The organism is uncultured Aliivibrio sp., from assembly GCF_946479765.1.
Classification (GTDB): Bacteria; Pseudomonadota; Gammaproteobacteria; order Enterobacterales; family Vibrionaceae; genus Aliivibrio.
On the sequence record NZ_CAMLHO010000043.1, the window covers coordinates 1 to 25,960 of the forward strand.

General features: G+C 40.0%; 25 protein-coding genes. 19 read left to right on the top strand and 6 right to left on the bottom strand.

Translation table 11 applies throughout. The features are described from left to right. The 6 genes from Q1K78_RS13945 to Q1K78_RS13970 form a co-directional block, all read left to right on the top strand. Positions 1-655 (top strand): helicase-related protein (locus tag Q1K78_RS13945; RefSeq protein ID WP_300179993.1); only part of this gene is annotated, 655 nt, incomplete at its 5' end. Between the two features lie 93 nt (positions 656-748). Next, positions 749-910, top strand: coding sequence for a hypothetical protein (locus Q1K78_RS13950; RefSeq protein ID WP_300179996.1), 162 nt, complete (start codon positions 749-751; stop codon positions 908-910). 64 nt (positions 911-974) lie between these two features. Further along, on the top strand, positions 975-1,427 hold the full coding sequence (locus Q1K78_RS13955) for a YccF domain-containing protein (protein ID WP_300179999.1): 453 nt from the start codon (positions 975-977) through the stop codon (positions 1,425-1,427). A gap of 93 nt (positions 1,428-1,520) precedes the next feature. Beyond that, positions 1,521-1,880, top strand: a complete 360-nt coding sequence (locus Q1K78_RS13960; RefSeq protein ID WP_300180002.1) for a DUF4156 domain-containing protein — start codon at positions 1,521-1,523, stop codon at positions 1,878-1,880. A gap of 333 nt (positions 1,881-2,213) precedes the next feature. Beyond that, positions 2,214-2,558: a hypothetical protein gene (locus tag Q1K78_RS13965; RefSeq protein WP_300180005.1), complete on the top strand. Its 345-nt coding sequence runs from the start codon at positions 2,214-2,216 to the stop codon at positions 2,556-2,558. Positions 2,559-2,731: 173 nt separating this feature from the next. Then, positions 2,732-3,007: a nitrogenase-stabilizing/protective protein NifW gene (locus Q1K78_RS13970; protein ID WP_300180008.1), complete on the top strand. Its 276-nt coding sequence runs from the start codon at positions 2,732-2,734 to the stop codon at positions 3,005-3,007. A 76-nt stretch (positions 3,008-3,083) separates the two neighbouring features. Here Q1K78_RS13970 and Q1K78_RS13975 read toward each other — a convergent pair whose 3' ends face one another. Then, the gene (locus Q1K78_RS13975; RefSeq protein ID WP_300180011.1) at positions 3,084-4,655 is read right to left on the bottom strand and encodes an arylsulfatase; all 1,572 of its coding nucleotides are present in this window, start codon (positions 4,653-4,655) and stop codon (positions 3,084-3,086) included. Between the two features lie 313 nt (positions 4,656-4,968). On the opposite strand from Q1K78_RS13975, the gene Q1K78_RS13980 reads away from it, so the two are divergent. The 9 genes from Q1K78_RS13980 (at position 4,969) to Q1K78_RS14020 (ending at position 16,581) form a co-directional block, all read left to right on the top strand. Beyond that, the gene (locus tag Q1K78_RS13980; RefSeq protein WP_300180014.1) at positions 4,969-6,516 is read left to right on the top strand and encodes an arylsulfatase; all 1,548 of its coding nucleotides are present in this window, start codon (positions 4,969-4,971) and stop codon (positions 6,514-6,516) included. A gap of 175 nt (positions 6,517-6,691) precedes the next feature. After that, positions 6,692-8,944: a multiheme c-type cytochrome gene (locus Q1K78_RS13985; RefSeq protein WP_300180017.1), complete on the top strand. Its 2,253-nt coding sequence runs from the start codon at positions 6,692-6,694 to the stop codon at positions 8,942-8,944. Between the two features lie 83 nt (positions 8,945-9,027). Next, the gene (locus Q1K78_RS13990; protein ID WP_300180020.1) at positions 9,028-10,023 is read left to right on the top strand and encodes a MoxR family ATPase; all 996 of its coding nucleotides are present in this window, start codon (positions 9,028-9,030) and stop codon (positions 10,021-10,023) included. An 8-nt stretch (positions 10,024-10,031) separates the two neighbouring features. Beyond that, entirely contained in the window at positions 10,032-10,970 is a 939-nt protein-coding gene (locus tag Q1K78_RS13995) for a DUF58 domain-containing protein (protein WP_300180023.1), read from the top strand. Continuing rightward, complete coding sequence (locus Q1K78_RS14000; protein ID WP_300180025.1) at positions 10,967-11,473, top strand: DUF4381 domain-containing protein; 507 nt, start codon at positions 10,967-10,969, stop codon at positions 11,471-11,473. The genes Q1K78_RS13995 and Q1K78_RS14000 overlap by 4 nt, the downstream gene beginning before the upstream one ends. Continuing rightward, positions 11,463-12,557: a VWA domain-containing protein gene (locus tag Q1K78_RS14005; RefSeq protein ID WP_300180028.1), complete on the top strand. Its 1,095-nt coding sequence runs from the start codon at positions 11,463-11,465 to the stop codon at positions 12,555-12,557. The genes Q1K78_RS14000 and Q1K78_RS14005 overlap by 11 nt, the downstream gene beginning before the upstream one ends. Beyond that, positions 12,550-14,247: a VWA domain-containing protein gene (locus tag Q1K78_RS14010; protein WP_300180031.1), complete on the top strand. Its 1,698-nt coding sequence runs from the start codon at positions 12,550-12,552 to the stop codon at positions 14,245-14,247. The genes Q1K78_RS14005 and Q1K78_RS14010 overlap by 8 nt, the downstream gene beginning before the upstream one ends. Beyond that, positions 14,244-15,566: a hypothetical protein gene (locus tag Q1K78_RS14015; protein ID WP_300180033.1), complete on the top strand. Its 1,323-nt coding sequence runs from the start codon at positions 14,244-14,246 to the stop codon at positions 15,564-15,566. The genes Q1K78_RS14010 and Q1K78_RS14015 overlap by 4 nt, the downstream gene beginning before the upstream one ends. A gap of 100 nt (positions 15,567-15,666) precedes the next feature. Continuing rightward, positions 15,667-16,581, top strand: a complete 915-nt coding sequence (locus tag Q1K78_RS14020; RefSeq protein ID WP_300180036.1) for a LysR family transcriptional regulator — start codon at positions 15,667-15,669, stop codon at positions 16,579-16,581. Positions 16,582-16,640: 59 nt separating this feature from the next. Here the strand turns inward: Q1K78_RS14020 and Q1K78_RS14025 are convergent, their stop codons facing one another. Next, a complete protein-coding gene (locus Q1K78_RS14025) occupies positions 16,641-18,293 on the bottom strand; it encodes an alkaline phosphatase family protein (RefSeq protein WP_300180059.1) in 1,653 nt (550 codons plus the stop codon). 94 nt (positions 18,294-18,387) lie between these two features. Beyond that, positions 18,388-19,182: an SUMF1/EgtB/PvdO family nonheme iron enzyme gene (locus Q1K78_RS14030; RefSeq protein ID WP_300180038.1), complete on the bottom strand. Its 795-nt coding sequence runs from the start codon at positions 19,180-19,182 to the stop codon at positions 18,388-18,390. Positions 19,183-19,384: 202 nt separating this feature from the next. Between Q1K78_RS14030 and Q1K78_RS14035 the strand changes: the two genes are divergently transcribed. Both Q1K78_RS14035 and Q1K78_RS14040 read left to right on the top strand, forming a co-directional pair. After that, positions 19,385-20,704, top strand: coding sequence for an anaerobic sulfatase maturase (locus Q1K78_RS14035; protein ID WP_300180041.1), 1,320 nt, complete (start codon positions 19,385-19,387; stop codon positions 20,702-20,704). 34 nt (positions 20,705-20,738) lie between these two features. Next, the gene (locus Q1K78_RS14040; RefSeq protein ID WP_300180044.1) at positions 20,739-21,758 is read left to right on the top strand and encodes a hypothetical protein; all 1,020 of its coding nucleotides are present in this window, start codon (positions 20,739-20,741) and stop codon (positions 21,756-21,758) included. Positions 21,759-21,839: 81 nt separating this feature from the next. Here the strand turns inward: Q1K78_RS14040 and Q1K78_RS14045 are convergent, their stop codons facing one another. Next, entirely contained in the window at positions 21,840-23,222 is a 1,383-nt protein-coding gene (locus tag Q1K78_RS14045) for an MATE family efflux transporter (RefSeq protein WP_300180047.1), read from the bottom strand. A gap of 261 nt (positions 23,223-23,483) precedes the next feature. Between Q1K78_RS14045 and Q1K78_RS14050 the strand changes: the two genes are divergently transcribed. Further along, positions 23,484-24,098, top strand: coding sequence for a riboflavin synthase subunit alpha (locus Q1K78_RS14050; protein ID WP_300180050.1), 615 nt, complete (start codon positions 23,484-23,486; stop codon positions 24,096-24,098). Positions 24,099-24,108: 10 nt separating this feature from the next. On the opposite strand, the gene Q1K78_RS14055 is transcribed toward Q1K78_RS14050, so the two are convergent. Continuing rightward, on the bottom strand, positions 24,109-24,309 hold the full coding sequence (locus tag Q1K78_RS14055; RefSeq protein ID WP_300180062.1) for a CPXCG motif-containing cysteine-rich protein: 201 nt from the start codon (positions 24,307-24,309) through the stop codon (positions 24,109-24,111). Positions 24,310-24,548: 239 nt separating this feature from the next. Then, the gene (locus Q1K78_RS14060) at positions 24,549-25,418 is read right to left on the bottom strand and encodes a fructosamine kinase family protein (RefSeq protein ID WP_300180053.1); all 870 of its coding nucleotides are present in this window, start codon (positions 25,416-25,418) and stop codon (positions 24,549-24,551) included. Positions 25,419-25,716: 298 nt separating this feature from the next. On the opposite strand from Q1K78_RS14060, the gene Q1K78_RS14065 reads away from it, so the two are divergent. Beyond that, on the top strand, positions 25,717-25,960 hold a 244-nt coding region (locus Q1K78_RS14065), incomplete at its 3' end, for a DUF3802 family protein (protein WP_300180056.1).

Here is a 25,960-nt window from a genome sequence, read left to right on the forward strand (position 1 = left end):
AGAAGTAGAGGGGTTAACTCAAGCATTACTTAATAACCCTGTAGAACTTCAATTACAAAGTGCAGATGCAAGTACGTTAGTACAGCGCGTATTTACCGTTAATAAAGGTGAAAAAACAGCCGTATTAGCGCATTTGATCCATCAGCAGCAGTGGCGCCAAGCGCTTATTTTCGTTAATGCTAAAAACAGCTGTAATCACTTAGCGGATAAGTTATCTAAACGTGGAATTACTGCTGAAGTATTCCATGGTGATAAAGGACAGGGCGCTCGTAGTCGTGTTCTTGAAGCATTCAAAGCCGGTGAGATTGAAGTTCTGATTGCAACTGATATTGCTGCTCGTGGTTTAGATATTGAAAAACTGCCTGTGGTTATCAACTTTGATTTACCAAGAAGTCCATCAGATTACATGCACCGAATTGGCCGAAGTGGCCGTGCTGGTGAGGTAGGCTTAGCGTTATCGTTAATTGATTATGAAGATTACCATCACTTCAAAATTATTGAGAAGAAAAATAAAATCCGACTTGAGCGTGAACAAATTGCAGGCTTTGAAGTGGATGAAGAGATCACTAAAGCACTGTTAGAAGAGATCAAGCCTATGGCTAAGCCAGAAGGCACGGGTAAGAAGAATAAAAGAAAATACCCAGATAACTGGTAGAAACACGGTAAGTTTATTGAATTGATATAATTAAAAACACTCGGCATTTAATCTTGTCGAGTGTTTTTCTATGTATTGATCTTAGGAGTTAATATGAGAAAATTTTATACAACGGAAGGGAATACATCTTCCAAAAAACAAAAAGAAGCCTATCCTGTACTTGCACTGTGTGAAAACTGTGTCGGTAAATATACTGTCATTAGTGAAGGTGAGAGAACCTATGATAGTTGTGTTAAGTGTGGCGCTGACGACTAATTATTGTGATCTTATTTAAGATGTAATCGACTATCAACAATCGTATGTAAAGTAAGGAAATAAAATGAGCGCAATTGGTAATTTAATTTGGTTTCTTTTTGGTGGCGTATTCATGGGTCTAGCATGGTGCTTTTTTGGTGTATTAGCTTTTATTAGTATCATCGGTATTCCATGGGGAAGAGCGTGTTTTGTTATTGCTGGTTTTTCATTTTTCCCTTTTGGAAAAGAAGCCATTGCACGTGATGAGCTAACATTATCTGAAGACATCGGTACAGGTGGTCTTGGATTTATAGGTAATGTTCTTTGGTTTATTTTTGCGGGTTTTTGGTTGGCTATCGGACATGTAATATCAGCGGTTGCGTGCTTTGTTACTATCATTGGTATTCCATTTGCGATTCAGCACTTAAAACTTGCCGCTATTTCGATTGCTCCTATCGGGCAGACAATTGTAGATAAAGAAATTGCAGCGGCTGCTCGTCGTGCAAATGCTAACGCTGAAGCGAATAAATGGCGATAAATAATAAATAATTCATTTATTTGGTATTATCACTTGCCAGCGGCTTTTTTTTCACTAGAATCACGCAACATTTATTTGGTTAGTGATTATTTAATGAAAACTCTAATAGCTGGCACAATGCTAGCATCTACTATGTTATTAACAGGCTGTGTAACTTTTCCTACTCAGGAATCAAAAAAAGTAGATGTTATTTGGGATGAAGTCGGAGTGGTTCAGAATTGTGAACGTTTGGGTGTCGTTTTTGGATCTGAAGGACATTTCTATGATTACTGGTTACATGCAGATAAAGATATGGTTTGGGGCACATTAAACCAAATGAAAATTAAAGCAGCGGCACTGGGTGCTGACACTTTATATTTATACCAATCGCTTAATTTTTCAAGTTCGGTAACTATGTTTGGTAATGCTTATCTGTGTGATAAACAAGAAGAAAACCAAACGTCAGCGGAATAACGAATAAAATTAATTACATTTAAATTTCATATATAAAATAGGTAGTGAAGATAGCAAATATTCACTACCTATTTTTAATTATATTAGCCAAAACTGCCTAACAATGTGTTCCTTTTGATAAGGAATTGCAAATATAATTACTTCAGTAAGTTGTTCAATTTTTGGTTACTCAGCCGCAGATCTTAAAAACATAGAGAGTAGTCAGATTAAAAAACGCTCATGACGCTATATTTATTTACTTATATCAACTGGTTTGTAGAAGCAGTGACGACAAAGAATGTATTATTCGGTATTATGCTCCTTTATTAGAATAATGAATTGGCAATAAATTTTATGAAAATATCTGTTGATGGTGGTTCTTTTCAGGTTTCAGTTGAAACTGAATACGCAGGACTAGTGGTTGAAGCGACTAAGATTTTTCACACAACTCCTGAGCAAGCAGGATCAAATGACAAAGCGATCTTACGTTTTCTACAAATCATCATTGAACACCGTGAAGACAATGACGCTATTGGTTACGCATCAATGGGTTTGTTGGGTTGGTATAATGAAGTGATCTATCCGGTTGAAGATAAAGATATTGTATTCAATTTACCTAAAATCTTACCGCATTTGTTGAATCCAGCGGGTGATTTAACCGCAACAAGTGCCACCGAAATGAATACTTTTAAGCACTAAATATCGTGTTTAAAGCTTAGATTGTAATAATAAGCGATGCCCTCAATACACTGAGTATTGAGGGCATTTTTTTGGTCGGTTACTAATATAAATAACGGAATAGACGTGTTGCATCAATAATTGAATATCTATTTACTTTTACACTGGTGAAAATAGAACGTTAGATGTAAATAATGAGCCAAGAAGATATTCAAAAAACAATAGCGAGTTTTACTAAGATAGAGCAAGCACTAGACCATTTTGATATTGGCTTTGATAGCCGTTTTATTGATGAGAATCGTCTACAACTCATGAAACGTTTTAATGGATATTTATTACTGACAAAGCCTGATGATTGGTTCTCTGCTCGTCGTGCGCTTAAAAATGCTTATTGTAAGGTGCAACGGAGTTATTTAAGTAAACATACTCGATCTGCTTGTCGAGGTTGCACAACGTGTCAGCGTCGGTAAACTATATGAAAGAAGCTCTCAATGCGTTAACACTGAGAGCTTTTTATTATTTATGATGAATGAGTTTAAAAATGAATTACTTAACGTTTAAGTTATTCATTTGTTGTTGTAACTTATCTAATTGCTGCATTTTTGCTTTTAGCTGGAGTGATTCAGAACTGATAGACGCGGGATTCATCAACTGTCCTACTTGCATTGGATAATCAGGGAGGGTGCTAAAGAACTCACCTAATACGTCTTGCATTGGTACAAACAGCCACATGTTATCTGCCATCCAGCGCATGTACATACCTGATTCATGTGGTGCTTTTTCAAATGGGTCTGCACGTAAGTGGATAATTTGAGGCCAGTTTGGTTCTAGACGAACGGCATTTGAAATATTACCTTCCATCACCGCAAAGTTAAGCTTCCAATCCTGCCAACGAACTGCATTCAACTCACCATTTGCTGTGAAGTACAGTAGTGATTCACGAGGTCCTTTATCTACTTTTCCTTCAAACAGTGGTTTGAAATCATAGCCATCGATATGAACTTTGAACTCTTTACCATTTGCCTTGTAGCCTTTAGCCAGTTTTTCTTTCACATTAGGGACACCTGCGGCATCAAGTAAGGTTGGAAGCCAATCTTGGTGAGCCATCATTTCATTGATTTTAGTTCCCGGAGTGATAGTTCCAGGCCAGCGCACAAGTTGTGGAACACGCATTCCACCTTCCCATGTTGTGCCTTTTTCACCGTAGAACGGAGTTGCACCGCCATCTGGCCATGTTCCTGTTTCTGCGCCGTTATCGGTTGTGTAAATAACGATAGTGTTATCAGCGACGCCTAAATCATCGAGTTTATCAAGTAAAATACCTACGTGATCATCGTGCTCAAGCATACCATCAGCGTAGATGCTAACGCCTGATACTCCTTGGTATTTCTCTTGTAGACGAGTCCAAACGTGCATCCGTGTGGTGTTGTGCCAAATGAAGAACGGCTTATCTGCTTTGACCGCTTTCTCCATAAATGCTAATGACGAGTCTAAGAACTCCTCATCGGCGTGCTCCATACGCTTACGAGTCATTGGCCCCGTGTCTTCGATCTTACCATCAGCGTAAGATTTAATTACACCACGAGGGCCGTAGTTTTTACGGAATTCAGGGTCTTTAGGGTAGTAGTAAGTTTCTGGCTCTTCTTCGGCATTTAGATGATAAAGATTACCGAAAAACTCATCAAAACCATGAGCGGTTGGCAGATGTTTATCTTGATCGCCTAGGTGGTTTTTACCAAATTGAGCGGTCATGTAACCTTGTTCTTTTAAAAGATCAGCAATAGTCGGAGCCCAATCAGGAATACCGTGATCAGAGCCTGGCATTCCAATGGTTAATAAACCAGTGCGGAAAGGTTCTTGGCCAGTAATGAAAGCAGCGCGTCCGGCAGTACAAGATTGTTGACCATAATGGTCAGTAAAAAGGGCACCTTCGTTTGCAATACGGTCAATATTTGGGGTTTGATAACCCATCATGCCTTGGTTATAGGCGCTAATGTTCCAATAACCAACATCATCACCAAAAATAGCGAGTATGTTCGGTTGTGTTGCGGCCATTGCTGCACTCGATGTGGCCAGTAAGCCAATGCCGACAGCAACCTTACTTAAATGATAACTCATGACAGAACTCCAAATTGTTGCGATTAGTTGCCTGTACTTTAAATGAGAGGTGTTAATACGTCGCTTTATAGCAGTTATAACCAATGGTTATTTTTAGTGTAAATCATTGTATTTTATTGTTTATGTAGCTGATTTAATCAGTGGCTAATTGAGATGTAGATCAGAAATACGATATATATTTGTTAACTCAGGCGCAAAAGGAATAGAAACAATGGGCATTGTTGTGCACAAAAAACACACATAATATTAGATTCTATTTGTTTTATAGACTATATATTTAATCGTAAATGCTTATACATAAACAGGAGGTTATATGACGTTGAAACAAGGAACAAAACGCAGGTTAAGTATTCTTGGTGCGGTATTGATGGGGGCTTCAGGTTATACACTTGCGGCAGAAAAGCCCAATATTTTAGTTATTTGGGGTGATGATATTGGTCAATCAAACATCAGTGCTTATACCTTTGGACTAATGGGGTATAAAACACCAAATATTGATAGTATCGCTAACGAAGGGATGATGTTTACTGACTATTATGCTGAGCAATCTTGTACGGCGGGTCGTTCAACGTTTATAACGGGTCAAAGTGTTCTACGAACGGGTTTGAGTAAAGTGGGTTTGCCGGGTGCAGATATTGGTTTGCAAGCTGAAGACGCAACGATTGCAGAAGTACTTAAACCAATGGGGTACATGACTGGGCAGTTTGGTAAGAACCACCTTGGTGATAAAGATGAGTTTCTTCCTACAGCACATGGTTTTGATGAGTTCTTTGGCAACCTTTACCACTTAAATGCAGAAGAAGAACCAGAGAATGTGGATTACCCTAAAGATCCGGAGTTTCGTAAAAAGTTTGGTCCACGTGGCGTAATTAAATCGTACGCCGATGGAAAAATTGAAGATACAGGGCCGCTTACACGTAAACGTATGGAGACTGTCGATGATGAAACGGTCTCTGCTGCGATAGACTTTATGGGCCGAGCGGTTAAAGCAGAAAAACCATTCTTTGTATGGTGGAACGCAACACGTATGCACTTTAGAACTCATGTTAAACCTGAGTTACAAGGTTCTACGGGGATCAGTAATTACGCTGATGGCATGGTTGAACACGATAACCACGTTGGTGAGATCTTAAAAGCCGTGGATAAATTGGGCATTAAAGATAACACCATTGTATTTTACTCGACGGATAATGGCCCACACATGAACTCGTGGCCAGATGCCGGTACAACTCCGTTCCGTAGTGAGAAAAACACCAACTGGGAAGGGGCGTATCGAGTTCCAGCGATGGTTCGTTGGCCGGGTAAAATTGAACCGGGTGTTGTATCAAATGAAATCATGCACCATATGGATTGGCTGCCAACGTTTGCCGCTATTGCGGGCGATGACAATATTAAAAATGAACTGAAAAAAGGCACTAAGCTTGGTAATAAGAGCTTCAAAAATCACCTAGATGGCTATAACTTCTTACCTTATTTAACCGGTAAAGAAGACAAAGGTCGTCGAGCAGAGATCTTCTACTTTACAGATGATGGTGATTTAGCGGCGCTTCGTTACAATAAATGGAAAGCGGTATTTTTGGAGCAGCGTGTTCAAGGCACCTTGCAAATATGGGCAGAACCGTTTGTAGAATTACGAGTGCCTAAGCTGTTTAACTTACGTATGGACCCATACGAAGTGGCTGATGTTACCTCAAATACGTATTACGATTGGTTACTGGACCATGCCTATATGTTTGTTCCAGCACAAGCTTATGTTGGGGAATATTTAGCGACATTCGAAGAATTCCCTCCTCGTCAAAAAGCTGCCAGCTTTAGCTTAGAGCAGGTGATGGAGAAGCTACAGCAACCACACAATAAATAAACCAACCTTTGTAACAATAAGGCTCTTCGGAGCCTTTTTTGTTTATGGGTAATCACAATCCGTTGCAACAAAATTGAAATCACTATCATCATAAGCTATACCTAAATAACTGTTATTTAAGTTGTATCGATGCAAACAAGAAAGCAAGAAAGAGAATCAAAATACAAGGATGAGTATGATTATAAAATGGGTTTCCTATCGATTATGGCTATTGTGTATTAGCCTTGGATTACTGTCATTTTCGGTGTTTTCTGCCGATTTTATAGGAAATGAATCGTGTGTTGATTGTCATGAAAAGGAAGTGTCAGCATGGCAAGGGTCAGATCATGATATGGCAATGAAGCACGCGGATAAAAATAGTGTTTTTGGTGATTTTAATAACGCGACTTTCGAGTTTGAAGGTAAATCCAATCGATTTTTCAGAAAAGGCAATGAGTATTGGGTCAATATCGAAGGTCCCGATGGGAAATTTCACGATTACAAAGTTAGCTACACCTTTGGATTTGAGCCATTGCAGCAATATATGGTGGAATTTGAAGATGGGCGCATTCAATTAATTCCATTTGCTTGGGATTCAAGAAGTCAGCAAGCTGGCGGTCAGCGTTGGTATCACCTTTATCCAGACATGAAGAAAACCGATGAGTTTTATTGGACTAATTCTGGGCAAAACTGGAATTTCATGTGCGCCGATTGTCATTCAACTGACGTTAAGAAAAATTACGATATAAAAACGGATACATATAATACGACATGGTCTGAGATTAATGTCAGTTGTGAGTCATGCCATGGACCTGCAAGCGAGCACCTCGTATGGAGCAATAACCAAGAAGGTATGACTAATCAGCATTATGGTTTTGAGCGAGACTTAAGTAAATCAGTCAAAGAGTGGGTATTTAAAGAAGGCCACACAACACGTCAACCGGAGGCTATCCAAACAACAGACCAAATTACCGTGTGTGCACAGTGTCATAGTCGTCGTACTCAATTAAATGAAGATCAGGCTCATATCAAAGGCGATTCAAAAACGTTGTTAGACAGTTATTTACCAAGCTTAATAACCGCCGAGCTTTATCATAATGATGGCCAAATTTATGATGAAGATTATGTTTATGGCTCATTTATGCAATCAAAGATGGCCCAAAAGGGTGTGACTTGTACCAACTGCCATAATCCTCACACCACAAAACTTGATATCCCAGAAGAAGCCGTATGTGCTCAGTGTCATATCGCCTCGGAATATACACCTCAAAAACACACGTTTCATGAAGAAAATACGGATGCATCAAAATGCACCACGTGTCATATGCCAGAAACGACGTATATGGGCGTAGATGCAAGGCGTGATCATAGTTGGCAAATCCCAAGGCCTGATTTAAGTAAGAATATCGGGACACCCAATGTGTGTACGCAATGCCATGAAGATAAAGATGACATGTGGGCAGATAAACAAGTAGGTCAGTGGTTTCCTGATTCTCCTTATCGTAATCAACAACACTTTGCGGTGGCGTTTTACGCATCAGACATTAATTATCGTGGTGCAGGGGATGCGTTGTCATTCACAGCTCAAGATGCAAAACAAGCGGGGATCATTCGAGGATCAGCTTTACAGAGATTAGGTCGCTATCCCAGTAAAAATACACTCGTTGCCCTTGGGCGAGCGATAAAACATGAAGATGAATTAATCCGTTTTGGCGCAGTTCAAGGCTCTGCTGGATATGAATCTCATGATCGTTGGCAAATATTATCACCACTATTAACCGATAAGGTATTAGGCGTTCGATCTGAAGCAGCAGGAGCATTAGTGACTTACTGGGCTGAGCTCAATCCCTTACAAAGAGACCAATTAGTCCCGTCGTTAAATGAATATATAAACAGTCAACTGTTTAACTCTGACAGAGGGTTTGGACGAACCAATCTTGGCAATGTCTATCGCTCTCAAGGCAAATTAGAGCAAGCAGAGCAAGCTTATTTAGGTGCGATAAAAGTAGAGCCTTATTTCGTTAACAGTTATGTGAATCTTGCTGATATGTACCGTATGCAAGGTAAAGAGAGCAAAGGTCTTGCACTGTTAAACGACGGAATAAAAGCGCAGCCAAATTCGGGCGCTCTACCTTATAGTGCTGGGTTATCGTTATTGCGATTGGCTCAAAAAGAAGAAGCCAGTCAGTACTTTAAGAAAGCGGCTGAAATAGAGAAGCAAAACCCTCAATATTGGTATGTCTATGGCTTATCTATGGGATCTGTTGATGGAAGGGTTGCTGCTCAAGCTTTAGGTCAGGCTTTTGAATTAAGTACTGATCCGCAACACCTATTTGCTCAATGTGACATGCTGTTAAAACATGATTTAGCAAATGCGGCGCAGTGTATTACTCAATTAGAGCAATACGCTCCTAAAAATGTCATTGATGCATTAAAACAACGCCTTTAATGATGATGTGTATAACCAATAGTTATAGAACAAATACTTACAATGAAGTAATAAAATTTAAGTCGTTAGGCTAAGGAGCAAGCATGAATCAAACCCAAAAGGCAATAAATACACTGATCTCACAGGTTGAACAGTCTGTTATTGGTCAGTCGCACGTGGTTCGCTCATTGGTTATTGGGTTATTAACTCAAGGTCATGTTTTGCTAGAAGGTTTGCCGGGCACCGCAAAAACGCGCTCGGTTAAATCGTTAGCGGATAACTTACATACTTCATTTGGACGCATTCAATTTACGCCGGATTTGCTTCCCTCTGATGTAACCGGAGCCGAAGTGTATCAAGATCTCAATGGCAAGCCACAACTGCACTTTCAGCCGGGGCCTATTTTTAACAGTATTATTTTAGCGGATGAAATCAACCGTGCTCCGGCTAAAGTTCAAGCGGCCTTATTGGAAGCAATGGCCGAAGGAACAATAACGGTTGGCGATCAAACGCATACCTTACCTGACTTATTTATGGTGCTTGCGACACAAAATCCGGTCGAACAAGAAGGGACTTATCCATTACCTGAAGCGCAAATGGATCGATTTATTATGAAAGTAACGGTTGATTATCCTGATGATGATGCTGAGTTAGATATTATTCGTCTTGTTCGAAGTGAAGAGTCACCTCAAAAGCAGAATACAGAAAATGATTCTAAAATAGAGGCAACTATTCAGCTAGACCCCTCAATTGTTATGCAAGCGCGTTCTGAATTATCACAGATCGAAATATCAGAGATCAGTGAGCGTTATATTGTTGCGTTAGTCATGGCAACGCGTAAACCTGAGCGTTATGCCGAGTCCAATTTGTCACGCTGGATTGAGATTGGTTCAAGCCCTCGCGCTTCAATTTCACTTGATAAATGTTCGCGTGCTTATGCTTGGCTGCAAGGTCGAGATTATGTAGAGCCTGATGATATTCGAGCGATGGCTCATTCTGTCTTAGGTCACCGTGTCACCTTGAGTTATGACGCCTTGGCAGATGGAGTGACACAAGAACAAGTCATTAATGAGTTATTGGATCACGTTGTTATTGGGTAGGGCTTTTTATGAATAAGAAAAGTACCGACTCTCGTATTCATTGTGATTACCGCCAATTGGTGAAATTACAGCCCCAAGCGGGATTTTTCAGTTTATTGCCAAATTTAAAATCGGGGACGGCATTATCTGGTCGTCATTCGTCGGTATTTCGTGGGCGTGGTTTAAACTTTGAAGAGCTAAGACACTACCAACTAGGCGATGATATTCGCAATCTAGATTGGAAAGTCACCATGCGAACGGGCAAACCTCATGTGAGATCGTACACGGAAGAGAAAGATCGTAATTTTATTATCTGTGTGGATCAACGCAGCAGTATGTATTTTTCCTCTGTTGATACCATGAAATCGGTCGTAGCGGCAGAGCTAGCAGCATTAACCGCTTGGCGAATATTACAAGACAGTGATCGCGTGGGATTTGTTCTTCAATCAACGGAAAAACTCCATTGGTTAATCCCAAAACGCTCTCAAGGGGATTTGCTCCACCGATTGAAATTGTTAGCTACTGTAAATCAGTCATTAGATGTGACAAGTACAGATGCCGATGGTGTCGCATTTACTCAATTTGTAACCTTGCTTGGGCGTTTAAAGCTTAAAGAATCCACAATTATCATTTTAAGTGATTGGCATGGCGCAACCTCTGAGGATATTACTCACCTAAAGCACCTTCAAAAGCACAATGACGTTCTTGGTGTGCTTATTTCTGATCCTTTTGAGTCGAACTTTCCATCACAAAAGAGCGATTGGGTTGTGGGGGATGGCTCATTACAAATCAGTATCAATGAGACAAAGAAATTCGACTTAGCCAATAAAGGATTAAGTGAACACCAGAGTTTAAAAAGGGAACAGTTCATTCAATTAATGGCCGCCAAAGGATTGCCAATCATTGAAGCTGATACGTCAGGTGTTCATATTGAACAATTCAAACGAGCGATAGGAGGACGTCGATGAGCCTTCATACACCACCAAGTAGCTATATATTAAGAGATCTCAGTGAGGTGGTCACTCCCGACTCTATTAGCTGGTTTCCTCAAACGTTAGGTTGGCAGATTGTGGCAATTATTCTGATTGTATTTGTGACTTATAAAGCCACTGTGTGGGGGAGGATCTGGTGGGGAAACCGTTATCGCCGTGAAGCATTGGGGGTGGTTATTGCCATGAAAAATACGGTGGGTGAACAAACTCAAATAACGTATGACTTATTCGAAGTGATGAAAGCGGTTGTCGTTTATCTTAATCCGAGCAATGCCAATGCGTTTGGTAATGAATTTCTCAAACGGTTAGATGGTTATTTTTTGCAAAGTACAACGCCATTTTATGATGTTATTGGTGAGAATTGGATGCAGGCATTACTTCAGAAAAAACACGCCCTAACCGCAGAAGAACTAAACCAATTATTGAAGATATGTGAGGGGTGGTTACGCCATCATCAAGGGGAGAATCATGCTAGTTAATCAACTTGAATTCGCTAACCCTTATTGGTTGTGGATATTGCCATTACCTATTGTTATTTATTGGTTTATTCCAGCCTATCGTACTCGACAATCTGCCATTAAGGTTCCATTTTTTGATGTTGTTGTTAAAGCCCTAGATGAAGCGCCATCTGATGGTGCCAGTCAGCTTACTGCCAGTGTGTGGCAAAAAGCGATTTTAATTCTCTCTTGGGGGTTATTGGTATTCGCGTTAACCAAGCCAACTATTTTAGGAGAGCCACAAACGCGTGAACAATTAGGGCGAGATGTAATGGTCGTGGTGGACTTATCTGGTTCTATGGCTGAGCGTGATTTTGTGTCAGGCACTCCATCAGAGAGTGGAGAACTTAAATCCATTTCACGTCTTGAGGCGACAAAAGAAGTGTTAGCGGACTTTGTTAAAACAAGAAAAGGCGATCGCTTAGGGTTAATTTTGTTTGGAGATGCGGCTTTTGTTCAAACGCCGTTTACCGCGGATCAAACCGTGTGGCTTGAGTTGCTGAATCAAACCGACGTGGCAATGGCAGGGCAAAGTACTCATTTAGGTGATGCGATTGGTTTAGCAATAAAAGTATTTGAGCAAAGTGATGACGATGAAACGGCAATAGAGCTAGATAATACGATGGATATAAAACCAAGAGAAAAAGTCGCGATTGTATTAACCGATGGTAATGACACTGGTAGCTACGTTGAGCCAATTGATGCGGCAAAAGTTGCCGCTGCCAAAGGGGTGCGAATTCATATGATAGCGATGGGAGACCCAAGAACGGTTGGTGAACAAGCATTGGATATGGATGTGATTAATCGCGTCGCAGCGGCTTCTGGTGGGAGTGCATTTCAGGCGATGAATCGTGATGAATTAACTCTCGCTTATGATGCCATTGGTGATTTAGAACCACAACTGTATGAAAGTACGACTTACCGTCCAAAACAATCGATACACCAATATCCAGTAATGCTAATTGTAGGCTTGTATTTATTGGCTTTTGGTGTCGTGACAATCAAGCGTCAGTGTAAAAAAGCTACGGTGCAGCCAGCATCAACGTCAGGAGATGCCGATGTTTGATTTTCTGATGTGGCAACAAATTATTGAGCAGTTTCATTTTATTCGACCATTGTGGCTATTGGTCTTACTGCCTTTTTCCTTAATGATTTATTTGCGTTGGAAACAAGACAGTAAAAATGAATGGCAAGAAGCGTTGCCTGAACATTTGCGCCTATCGTTAACGATTAATAATGTCGGCTGGAAAAAGCAATTGCCCCTTAAGTTGCTCAGCTTCTCTCTGTTTATCGCCATTATTGTTTGTGGTGGGCCAACATGGGAGCGTGAAGCCTCACCCTTTGGCGAAGACAAAGCGGCACTATTAATTGTATTAGATAACAGTCCATCGATGCTGCAAAAAGATTTAGCGCCGAGTCGATTAGAGCGTTCTAAGCAGAAGATCCGAGACTTACTTACTGAACGAAAAGGCGGGCAAACTGGGTTAGTTGTGTTTTCTGGATCAGCACATTTAGCCATGCCATTAACGAAAGATAATTCTGTATTCGCGCCATTTTTAGCCGCGATTCAACCTGATATTATGCCAGTAGAGGGCAAAAATGCAGAGAGTGCCTTAGCGTTAATTGAGCCGCAGTTGGGCAGTAATAATGCTGGTACCGTGTTGTTGATCAGCGATGGCGTTAATCCTCAAACTATTCAAGCTTATGAACGTTATTTTGAAAATAGCCCACATCAATTATTGATATTAGCGGCGGGTAATACAGACAGAGTGAGTGGTAATCCAATGGATTTATCGTCACTACAAACCTTAGCCAGAAAGAGCAATGGTAGTGTGGTAGAAGTGACGGTTGATCAGCGTGATATTCAATCGATTAACAGTAAAATTCAACGTCATATGCAGTTAAATAATGAGTCAGCAATGCCTTGGAAAGACATGGGATATTACTTACTGCTTTTGGTTGCTCCGTTGATGCTGTCGTGGTTTAGAAAAGGTTGGCTAGTGAAATGGTGCTTAGTCGTGTGTGTGGTTTTTCCTACCATTTATTCAGCACCAACCTATGCTGAAACCGTGAGCTTAACAGCCAAAACTGAAGCGCCAGTTCAAACGGTGACATTATGGCAAAAAATCAGTGATGGTTGGATGGATTTATGGCTGACACCAGACCAACAAGGTCAATGGTATTTTGAACAGTCTGAATATTTAAAATCGGCAAAACAGTATCAAGATCCGCTTAAAAAAGGGACGGCTTATTACTATGCGGGAGAGTATAAATTAGCTCATAGCGCGTTTTTGCAAGTGAAGTCTGATTTGGGTGTATTTAATGCGGCAAATGCACTGGCAAGACAAAGAGAATATGTGGCAGCACGAGATATTTATCAGTTTTTATTGGACGGTAATATTGATTCGGAATTAAGAGAAAAAGCCGAGAATAATTTAAATGTAATGCAGAGTATTGTTGATGAAGTGAACCGTACCAGTGAGAGTCAAAAAGGAACAACGGATGGACCAGAAGAATCGTTTGAGCTAGGGGAAGATAAACCTAAAACGGGTGATGGAGCGGATGAAATGATAGATGCCTCTTTTGTGGTCGACGAGCGTTTGAATGCCAATGAAATCTTAGGTAGCCAAGAATTAGCCGATAAATGGCTGCGCCGAGTAGAGGCTGATCCTAAATATTTTCTACGTGCGAAATTTCAGCTTCAACGTTATGAGCAGACACGCAATCAAGATGCTGATACCGCGGAGGAGAAATGATGAGAATTAAGACGACACATTATAGTGCTTACCTCATGCTGTTTATGGTTATGTTTTTTACCGGTTTCAGCTTTTCAGCCCACGCGGGACAAGAAAATGAGCAAGAAAAGGCGGATAAGGTAATACTTAACACCTGGTTAAGTGAACCATCAAATAGCAATGAATCACTTAAAGAGCCTCGCTATGCCGTAAATGAACAAATTATTCTCTATATTGAAGTGGCTACGCCAAGATGGTTTACCAGTGGAACTCGAATAGCCAATATTGAAATTCCGAATGTAGTGACTAAGCAACGTAATACTTTAGCAACCAATTTTACGGAACGAAAAAACGGAGTGACTTGGAGCCATCAGCGTTGGGAAATTACCTTATATCCACAAGAAAAGGGGCGTTTTATTGTTCCTTCTACCGCCGTTAGTGTCGAGGTTTCACGCGAAGATGGTGGTAAGGGAGCTGCGACGCTATACAGTGCACCACAACAATTTATCGCGGTTATGCCATCAGGATTATTAAGCGCTGAACAACAGTGGGTGTCTGGTCGTGACTTTACGATAGAGCAACAATGGAGCCGTTCTAATGATCATCTTAAAGTGGGAGATGCGATTACTCGAACACTGATCATTAAAGGGGAGGATACGTTAGCGATGTTGATCCCTAAAATCATAGATCACACGTCTACAAATGAATATCAGACTTATGCTCAACCCACTCAGTTAGTCGACTCTCAAACGCGTGGTGATTATCTTTCAGAGCGTAAAGAATCGAGTGTCTATGTTTTACAATCTGGAGGCGAATTTACCTTTCCGACTTATCAATTTACATGGTGGGATTTGGATTCTCAGCAACTAAAAACCATTGAGGTCGCTGGCCAGGCTTATAAAGTGTCACACACATTATCGTCATGGCTCAAAATGTATTGGAAAACAGTCGTGATTCTATTCGTTAGTACCGCTCTTCTAGGTGTTCTGGCGATAAAACTACGTCATTATTATAAAACACATCCGTTACCTACATGGCTCGTTTATTCAAGAGCGGTGAAGCATGGCCAGTGGGGACGGGTAAGAGTTTTACTTTATCGCGCATTACGTCAGCAACATCAACTCATCGAGCTTAAAAGCTATGTTCAAGATGATAAATGGCAACAAGATTCGATGGATTTCCAAAACAGCAAGGTGACAGCATCGCAGGCCAGACGGTTATGGAAAAAGGTGAGTTTGTTATCAAATCCATGGGTTACTTTTTTATCAAGAGTGAAACCAAAGAGTGCGCTTCCTCAGTTAGATAAATATCGAAAGAGTTATCAGGATCAAGACCGATAGGCAGATTCAAGAGCAACAACACAGAATAGATGAATAGAGCTTGTGTATGTTTCTCAAGTATATACAGTGAAATTAGGATGAATTTACCGTGACGGTTAATATGAAAAGTACTGAATTAAACTTGATCCCTATCTTTGTTGCGATTTATGAAGAGAGTAATCTATCAAAAGCAGCGGCTAGAATGGAAATTAGCCAACCGGCGGTAAGTAAAGCATTAAAGCGGTTACGTGAGATTTATGATGATCCGCTGTTTCACCGCAGCACAACAGGGGTAGAGCCTACGGTCTTTGCCTCTGATATTTATCCTGCGATGTCGGCGGCACTCAAAAATTTCACTTCAACACTGTCAGCGTCAAGAGAGTTTGATCCTAAAACATCTAACCGTATCTTTTCTATTGCCGTGGTCTCTACGGTAACTCATTCTTTTATTCCAAGATTGGTGCGTCAAATTCGACAGGCTGCGCCTCATATTGCGTTAGAAATACATCCTCAATTTACCGAGGATCTTGAGGCTGATTTGCGCTTACAGCGATATGATTTAGTCATAGACATGGCTATCCGTGGCAGAACCATGTTGAGATCTGAAGTGATATATTCTGAAAAATTGATGGTCGTATGTAATAAAGATCATCCACGAATTGGCTCATCGATTACGCTTGAGGCGTTTTTACAAGAAGAGCATGTTGCTGCGGCTCGTTGGCATAGTCGAAGCAGTTTGCTTAATGGTGAAGACATTAAAGAGTTGGAAGCCCGTAATATCGTGATTAGAGCGTCAGGTGCATTAGAAATGATGCCGATTATTGGTACAACGAATATGATTGGTATGTTGCCAAAGTCAGCCGTCGATGGGTTAGGAAGTTATTATAATTTAAAAGCGATGGATTTACCGTTTGAGAAACAAGAGCATGACTTATGTACCATTTGGCATCCAAGCCGAACCTCTGAAAGTGGTCATCGTTGGTTGAGGCAACAAATACAAAAAGCAGCCAAAGCAGAGTTTAACGAAGCGAAGTGACAATGAAAAGCAGTGTTGATTTCTCAGCACTGCTTTTTTGTCCTTGGAATTATCGTCGGTTAATCTTGCGTTACTTCAGTTAATACCTCACCAGTCGTCCCACTTGGTTGCGTAATACCTAAAACATTCGATAAGGTGGGCGCAATGTCATAAGGGGTAATTTCACGGCTGATTTTCTCATCATCAATGTTATATCCAGCAAAGATAACGGGAACATGAGTATCATAACGCCAAGGTGAACCATGAGTGGATGCGATGGTTAACCCATCCATGTCATTAATGTAGTTTCTAGGGTTGTAAACCACATAAACATCACCAGAACGCATTGGATGATAGTTATTTTTCACCAGTTGCATTGTGTGAGTATTTGGTACTTGGTTTTTCTCAATATCTGAGCTTGTTACCGCGTAAGCAATGCCTTTTACTTTTAGTAACTCTTCGGCGACTGCCTTTTGTACTTTATCTAACGCGATGCCTTTCTTCTTGATTACCTCATGATTTAAATACACATAAGGTTGGGCATATAAACGAATCGCGTCTTCACCTAAGCCAAACTCTGTTTTTAAACGAGAGAGTAACTCTGGAGAGATTAAACTTTTTTGATTGAAGTAAGCCGCTTGATTTGCGCCTAACGCATTAATCGTAGCAGGGGCTTCTGGTACACCGTGATCGGCTGAAAGTACAATCAGTGTGTTCTTTAATCCAACTTGCTTATCGACTTTTTCAAGTAAGTTGGCAATGGTTTTATCTAATCGAATTAAGTTGTCTTCTGTTTCTAAACTTGATGGGCCATACATATGAACCACATAGTCATTTGATGAGAAACTAACCGCAAGGTAATCCGTAAATTCCCCTTTGCCTAAGTTTTCTTCTTTAAGGAGTGTTTCAGTAAAGTTCCCAGTGATTTCATCTCCAGCAGGGCTAAGTGTTAGCATTGTGCTGTAGTATTTATAGCTTGCAGGGCCATAAGGGTGAGGGAAGGTACGTTTAAATCCTGCAAGGTCAACTTTGTAATCTGGATTGCCTTCTTTTAAAGTATATTTATCTTCAGGCAGTGATAATGCCCATTTTTTCCCTGAGTATTGGTTAGGTACTTTTTGTTGGTTCCATGCGGTTACCCATGCTGGGTACTCATCATAATAGTAATTACTGGTCACAAATTCTGATTGTGCTTTAGAGAACCAAAACGCTTTGCCTGAATGACCACCTAACGAAATAGCGCCACGGTCTTTTACTGATACTGAGAATATTTTTGATTCACCATTGCTTGCTATCGCGAGTTCGTCGCTAAAGGTGGTGGATAAAATAGGCTCAGGTGAGCGGCCATCTTGGGTTGCGACCTTTTGAGTTGGGTCGATCTCGGTTGATTTATTTACACCAGCCCCTGAAGTAAGCATGCTGTAATTGCCATCTTCAACGTTATAGACCAAGCGTTCTTCATTTCTGTCATACCACACATTACCAACCATGCCATGAACACTTGGTGGTGCTCCTGTGGCAAGGGAGACATGCCCAACAATCGTTTCGGTATTTCCGTGTTGATAATGAGCATTGGTATAGTAAGTGCCATCCTCCATTAAATAGCGAAAACCACCTTCACCAAAGTTAGCTTGGTAACGCTCTAACAAATCACCACGAAGGCCATCAACCGTGATTTGTAACACTAATTTTGGGTTATGATCATTTGCCAGTACGGTTCCTGGTGCCATCATTACCCCAGCGAGTGCGAGATAATGTAATGCGTTGTTCATCATGTTTTTATTCCTTGCCAAAAGAGTAATAGTTATTAGTAATTTTAATTATTGATTACTTTGCATCTCTTACTAAGCGTAAACCCATATCTGCCATGATGATGGATTGGCTGGCGAAATCTCGGCGGTAGTTTTCTGATTCATTGGCTTTATAAGAGAAACTGCTGCCTCGTACTGATTTGTGCGCTAAACCACTTGCTTCATCACGAGCATTGTTTGGGTTCTTTGTTGGCGAAAAACGATAGAAATTATCGTCATAGGCATCGCTAACAAATTCGCCGACATTACCTGTCATGTCATATAAGCCTAGTTCATTAGGCTGTTTCATTCCAACAGGGTGAGCTTGATTGTTTGCGTTATCTGCGAACCATGCGACATCAGCAATGTTGTTCGAGCCACTGTAAGTATAATTCTGGCTTAGTTTCCCTCCACGAGCGGCATATTCCCATTCAGCTTCGGTTGGAAGGCGGTACGTTTCACCTGTCAGTTCATTGAGTTTTTTAATAAAGTAATTGGCTTGCTGCCAGCTTAAGTTATTTACGGGTCTGTCTGGAGATTGGAAGTAACTGAGAGATGATCCCATTACCGATTCAAACAATTCCTGAGTGACTTCAAATTTTGAAATATAAAAATCATCGACTGAAACAAGGTGAGCTGGCTTTTCCGCTTTCTTAGCGGATGGAGAGTCTGAACCCATTTCGTATTCACCACCTTCGACATAAACCATAGTTTCTTCTATTTTTAGAGTGGTGGGATGCGGTGGCGCACTGGCACATTCAACGAGCACTGAACTAAGAAATAAGGTGGTAAATAATGTTTTAAAATTGGTGAACAAAGAGACTCTAAACATGACATTCTCTACAGTAATGATTGAGTATTTATCATACAGTGAAAGCACTTTCCAAAATGGAATAACGTGTATAACTAATACCGATGTTCTTTTTGTTTATTATGGAGTTAGAACTTGCTTAACAACTGGCTATAAGGGTGGTTAATAGGCTTGTTAGGCAAGTTCAATTCATCAAATACTTACATTATCAATAGGAATCAACATGATCATTACTCAAGGTCCTCAGTTTCAGGGTAAGGCTTCAAAACGATTACACGTCATGGCAAAACCCATTGGTGCTGTGTGTAATATTGATTGCACATATTGTTATTATTTGAGTAAAGAGGACTTACTTGAATACAAAAAAGATTGCTCCCCACAAATGGATGAGGAGACATTAGAAACCTATATTCGTCAATATATAGAAGGACAAAACACGCCTGAAATTATCTTCTCTTGGCAAGGTGGAGAGCCAACATTACTAGGTTTAGATTACTTTAAGAAAATTGTAGAGTTTCAGAAGAAATATCAGCCAGAAGGGATCGTAATTTCTAATGATTTACAAACTAACGGTACTTTACTAACCGATAAATGGTGTGAGTTTCTTGTTGAAAATAACTTTTTAGTTGGTTTAAGTATTGATGGCCCTGAGTTATTACATAATACCTATCGCACTAACAAAGCAGGCAGAGGGACTTTTAACCAAGTAATGAAGGCGGTGGATTTACTGCATAAGCATCAGGTGAAATTTGCGACCTTAACGTGTGTAAATAACTTAACGAGCCGAAATCCATTAGAAGTGTATCGATTCTTACGTGATGTGGTGAAATCGCCACAAATGCAGTTTATTCCGATTGTTGAACAAAAAACCTTTAGAACGGTAGCGCCACAAACAGAGCAACTGGCAGCGCAATTGCGTCAAGGTGATAAACGCCTTATTCCGGGAAACAAAGAATCAATAATGGAACCTTGGTGTGTTTCAGATGAAGCCTGGGGTAACTTTTTAATCGCCGTTTTTGATGAATGGGCACAAAATGATCTAGGTAAAGTATTCGTCCAATATTTTGAAGCCAGTGTCGAAACTTGGATGGGGCGTAAGAACCCATTGTGCACCTTGGGCGAAATTTGCGGAAAAGGCCTAGCGATGGAGCACAATGGCGATGTGTTTTCTTGTGACCATTATGTCTATCCTGAATACAAAATTGGCAATATCCATACTCAAGAATTAGATGAGCTAGCGTACAGCCGTAAGCAACAAGAATTTGGTTTTGCAAAATCAAAAACATTAACCAGTCAATGTCAGCAATGTGAATACAAATTTGCGTGCCATGGTGAGTGTCCGAAAAATCGTTTTATTAAAACTCGAGATGGCGAGCCAGGATTGAATTATTTATGTGCGGGCTGGAAAAAATTCTTTGCTCATGCAGATAAGTCGGTTGCGTATATTTTGAGAATGCTAGGTAACCCTGTTCAGTATGGTAAATACAGTGATGTGAAAATGCAGCAAGTACAAAGAAGTGCTGTATTTCCAACTAAATTTTAATCAGAACATAAAATAGAGAGTGGGGAGTGTATTAGTGAATCACGCAATAAAGAAGTACGCCGCAATTGGTTTGGTGAGTTTATTAGGGCTTTCTGCTCCTTCATACGCATCAACAGGGGCTGAGCCTGCTAATCAAGCGCAAAACTTAACTCCTGAACAACAATTAGCGTATACCGCTCAAAATAAAAATGAGAATGTAGAGAAAAGGGCCGATGCATTACGTCAATTAACACGTTATCCAAATCAAAACAGCTTGGTTGCGGTGGCTAGAGGTCTAAAAGAAAGTGATCCTCTCTTACGTGAAGCGGCCATTATTGGTTCTGAACTCTATCAATTTGAACACCGTTGGCGCATGATCTCGCCATTACTTACTGATGAGAACTTAACGGTTCGTATGACGGCGAGCACCAATTTATTACGTGAGTACAGTACGATGACAGCTGATCAACAACAGCAAATTAAAGCCCCTTATAATGAAGTGGTGGCTTATCTCTCCGCACAGTTAGAAGATCAACAAAATACTTCATCTCAATTATTACTAGCAGATGTGTATCGTTGGCATAAGGAATGGGCAAAGGCGGATGAGTTATATCAACCGTTGACACAAAGTGCTGCTAAAAATAGCCAAGTATGGTTAAATTTATCTGATAATTATCGTGCTCAGAATCAAGATGCACAAGCGCTAGAAGCTCTAAATAAAGGGCTTGTTCAATTACCTAAAGAAGCGAGTTTATATTATTCAAAAGCCTTAACTCAAGTACGTTTAAACCAAAAAGAGAGTGCAGCACAAGCGATTAAAGTCGCTGCAACTTTAGCTGAAAACAACAGTTATTATTGGTATTTAAACGGAGTATTACAAGAGGATATTGATGTCGATTTCGCGACTGAATCGTTTGAAAAAGCGTATATGATCTCAGGCTCACCAGAGCAGTTGTATGCGGTATGTGATATTTACGTTCGTTACAATAATGAAAAAGCGGATGCTTGCTTAGTGGAGTTAGCCAAGGTCGCGCCTGACTATGTTATTACTCAATTAAAAGAAAAACAGAAATAACAACGATACACTTTAAGATGAAATATAAAGCATAAAAAAGCCTGAGATTAATACCTCGGGCTTTTTTATGAATTGGCTGAATTAATGCATTATTTGCAATTCATCAACTTCCATATTGATTTGTGCTGGGTTCTTTTGTAGCCAACGTAAGCGTAGACTTAATAGAATAGCTGCGGTAGTTAATCCACCAATAAAGCCAATCCAGAAACCATATACACCCATAGGTTCAACAATCCAATCTGTCATACCAAGAATGTAGCCTGCTGGTAGTCCAACAACCCAGTAAGAAACAAAGGTACGTTTAAAGATGGCATTCATGTCTTTATAACCACGAAGTGCACCAGCAGCGACGACTTGAACGGCATCGGTACACTGATAAATTACGGCTAAAAGCATAAGGCTAACGGCAAGTTCAACTACTTCTTTATTATCAGAATATAAATATGCAATGTTTTCACGGAAGATAAAGGTTAATGTTGCTGTGCAACATGCCATCATCAAACCAAAAGCAAGGCCGCAATAACTTGCAATTCTTGCACCCTCAAGATCGTTTGCACCTAATTTATGGCCAACACGGATACTAACGGCAATTGCAATACTCATTGGCACCATAAAGATCAAAGATGAGAAGTTAATCGCGACTTGATGCGCAGCAACAACGATTGACCCCAATGGCGAAACCAATAAGGCTACTGCCGCAAATAACGTCACTTCAAAGAAGATAGATAAAGCAACAGGCAAACCTAATTTGAATAAACGGTAGATCTCTTTCGCTTGTGGTTTACTCCAGTTTTCATACAAATTTACACGACGTAGTTTCGGCGCGATAAAGGTATAAATAACCATGGTCACAAACATCAACCAATAAACGATAGCGGTTGCTACACCACAGCCAACACCACCTAGCGCTGGAGCACCCATTTCGCCATATACAAACATCCAGTTTAATGGAACGTTAGCAGCAAGGCCGATAAAACCGATCACCATTGCGGGTGTAGTTAACGATAAGCCTTCACAGAAACTACGTAGTGCTTGGAATAATAAGAACGCAGGTGCGGCCCATAATACGGCGTGTAAATATCCTTGAGTTTTTGCAAACAACTCAGGTTCTACGTCCATAGCGGCAATGATAAAACCGGCATTATAAAGGATCAGCATAATCGGTAAAGAAACGATCAAAGCTAAGTAAATACCTTGATGAATTTCAAACGGGACTTTTTTAGATTTTCCTGAGCCGTTTAATTGAGCAACGACAGGAACTAATGCCATTAATAAGCCCACACCAAACAAGATGGCAGGTAGCCAAACACTTGCAGCAATAGCTACGGCAGCCATATCGGTAGCGCTAACGCCACCAGCCATTACTGTGTCAACAAAGCCCATGCCTGTCTGAGCGACACTCGCGATAAGAACGGGAGTTGATAATTTTATTAATTTTACGATTTCTTTCTGGTATCTGTGCACTACGTCACCGTATAAATATATGTGTAAATAAGGAATATAACTGTTGATTCTTCGTTACGGTGATGGCCGCAATAAGAATAAAAAGGTCTGATTGAGTGCTTTAAACAGAGGAACTGTCAAAGGTAAGCAGAATTCGACAGTATATAGAACTCGAGTGACTTCACAAAATGAAATATTCAACGTATGGTAGATATTTTAAAAAAAAGGATAGAGTAGAATAATACTCTTGATTTTTTTGCATTATAATTATTGGAGACACTGATGTTTACTGGGATTGTTGCTACTAAAGCCAAGGTTATTGAGATCATCAAGAAAGAGAATTTTCAAACGCATATTATTGAAATTCCTGCACCTTATGAGCAAGGTTTAGAAATCGGTGCGTCAGTTGCTCATAACGGCTGTTGCTTAACGGTAACGAAGATCAATAATAATCAAGTGCAGTTTGATTTAATTGAAGAGACATTGCGGTTAACTAATCTTGGTTTATTAAATATAGGTGATTCAGTGAATATTGAGCGTGCTGCTCGATTTGGAGATGAGATCGGTGGTCACTCAATGTCTGGTCATATTGTTGATGTAATGACAGTTCGAGAAATTAATCAGACAGCAGAAAATTGTCAAATTTGGTTTGATGTTCCAACTCAATGGACAAAATACATTTTACATAAAGGCTATGTTGGTGTTGATGGGATCAGTCTAACGATTGGGGATGTGGATGAAAATGGCTTTAATGTAAATTTAATTCCTGAAACGTTAGAAAGAACCAATTTAAGCCAACGTCATATTGGCGATAAAATTAATTTAGAAATTGATCCGCAAACACAAGCGATTGTAGATACGGTTGAGCGTGTATTAGCGAATCAAAATAAAGCGTAAAACTAGAAATTCAAAATAGCCCGTCTTCAACGCTATCGAAAGAAAAATTAACAGATTGAGTTAATGGGTTTACGACCATTTTCATTTCAATTGCGCGATGACAAGATGGGCAATCATCGTAGATTTGTTGACTTGATTGATTCTTGTCTATGACTAAGCCAATAGTGTATTGGCAGTTAGGGCATTTAATGTCTTTTCTTATGTAATTCATCACAATAACCCCTACTTATATTAGTGTTTCAATTATTCACCTTAACGAATGCTTAGCCTTAGGGTGAGTCACTTTGTTTAACATGGATAAAACAAAAAGAGACAACAATGTGATACGTAGATAATAAGAAAAAAAGTTCATTTTAGAAGTGAATTAAGTAGAAAAGTTGATCAGGGGTCTAATTTATCAATTTGTTACCGTTATAGGGTAGACAATTAGCTACCCTATAAACTAGCGATTTACTTATGATTCAGATTTAATTTTTCTATGAGTTGTTGGGCATGATTCATATATTCTCCACCAAACATAGTGCAGTGATTAAGTACATGATACAGACTATATAAATTCTGACGAGTTTCGAATCCTTCGGCTATTGGAGTAACGGATTGGTAACCTTCAAAGAAACTGTCTTGAAACCCGCCAAATAATTCCGCCATGGCTAGATCGCATTCAGGATCTCCCCAGTATGAAGCAGGATCATAACTGATAGGACCTTTAACGCTAAGTGCAATATTCCCATGCCAAAAATCGCCATGCAATAGAGCTGGCTTTGGCTGATGATTATGTAAAATATTTTTAGTGTTTTTAATCAGAGTGTCTATGTCGCCAAATTCCATGCCTTTCTCATGTAATAGCTGTAACTGCCAGCCAATGCGTTGCTCTGCAAAAAAACATGCCCATTTACGATGCCAAGTATTCACTTGTAAGACATTACCTAAATAATTATCACAATCAAATCCGTATTCTAGTTGATCTCCCCATTGGTGGTGGTTTGCTAGGCTGACGCCAAGGTCAAAAGAGGTTCGTTGATCCATTGGTTTGGTGGGTAAAAAATTAAGGACTAAAAAGGCGTGATCTTTAGTGGTTCCGACATGAAGTGGAGAGGGGACAAAAATGAATTCAGATTGATCCAGTTGATTAAGGCTTTCTATCTCTGTTTCAAAAATAGGAAGTTCTGCTCGGTCATTTATCTTAACAAAATAACGTTGAGAGCCATCACTGATCATGTAGCAATCATTGATTTCTCCACCATTGATTACTTCACGTTCAGAAATGCTAAAGGGTTGCCCTGTTACCTCAGAGATTTGCTTTGCGATAGCTTGCCACATAATTGCCTCTCTTTAATATCTGAAAATCACTTGGTTAAGAATAGTGCATTCTTAATATTTATCTGTGAAGTAAGGCAAAATTCACATGGAATATTATATATTCATTAAATTTATCGCTTTACTATCAATAATCAGTGATAAAAAGCGTGAGATTGTCAATGCTAGATGGAAAGCATTTGAGTGCGATTCTCTATTTTGATAAATTAGTGAGATAAACAGTAAATACAGATTTTAATGATTCGCTATGTTAGTCTCGTAGTGTTTTTAAATATTTTAAACGATTACAAATGGATAGATTATGATTGTTAATACTGAGGGCTACCATGCGCTTATTGAATACCTTACCGAGCATCTAGCCATCTTTGCTAACCAGCAAGGTGATACTGGAGAAGAAACCGTTGAAGACATTGTGACAGATTTAGTGGCTTCAAATTTAATGACGGTTTTTCAACAAAACCCAGAGCTTGATTCAGAAGTCAGATTTACATTGCTACGTGAGGCTGATGCTGTCGTTGCAGATTTAGGGGAAGTACTTGCCGGAG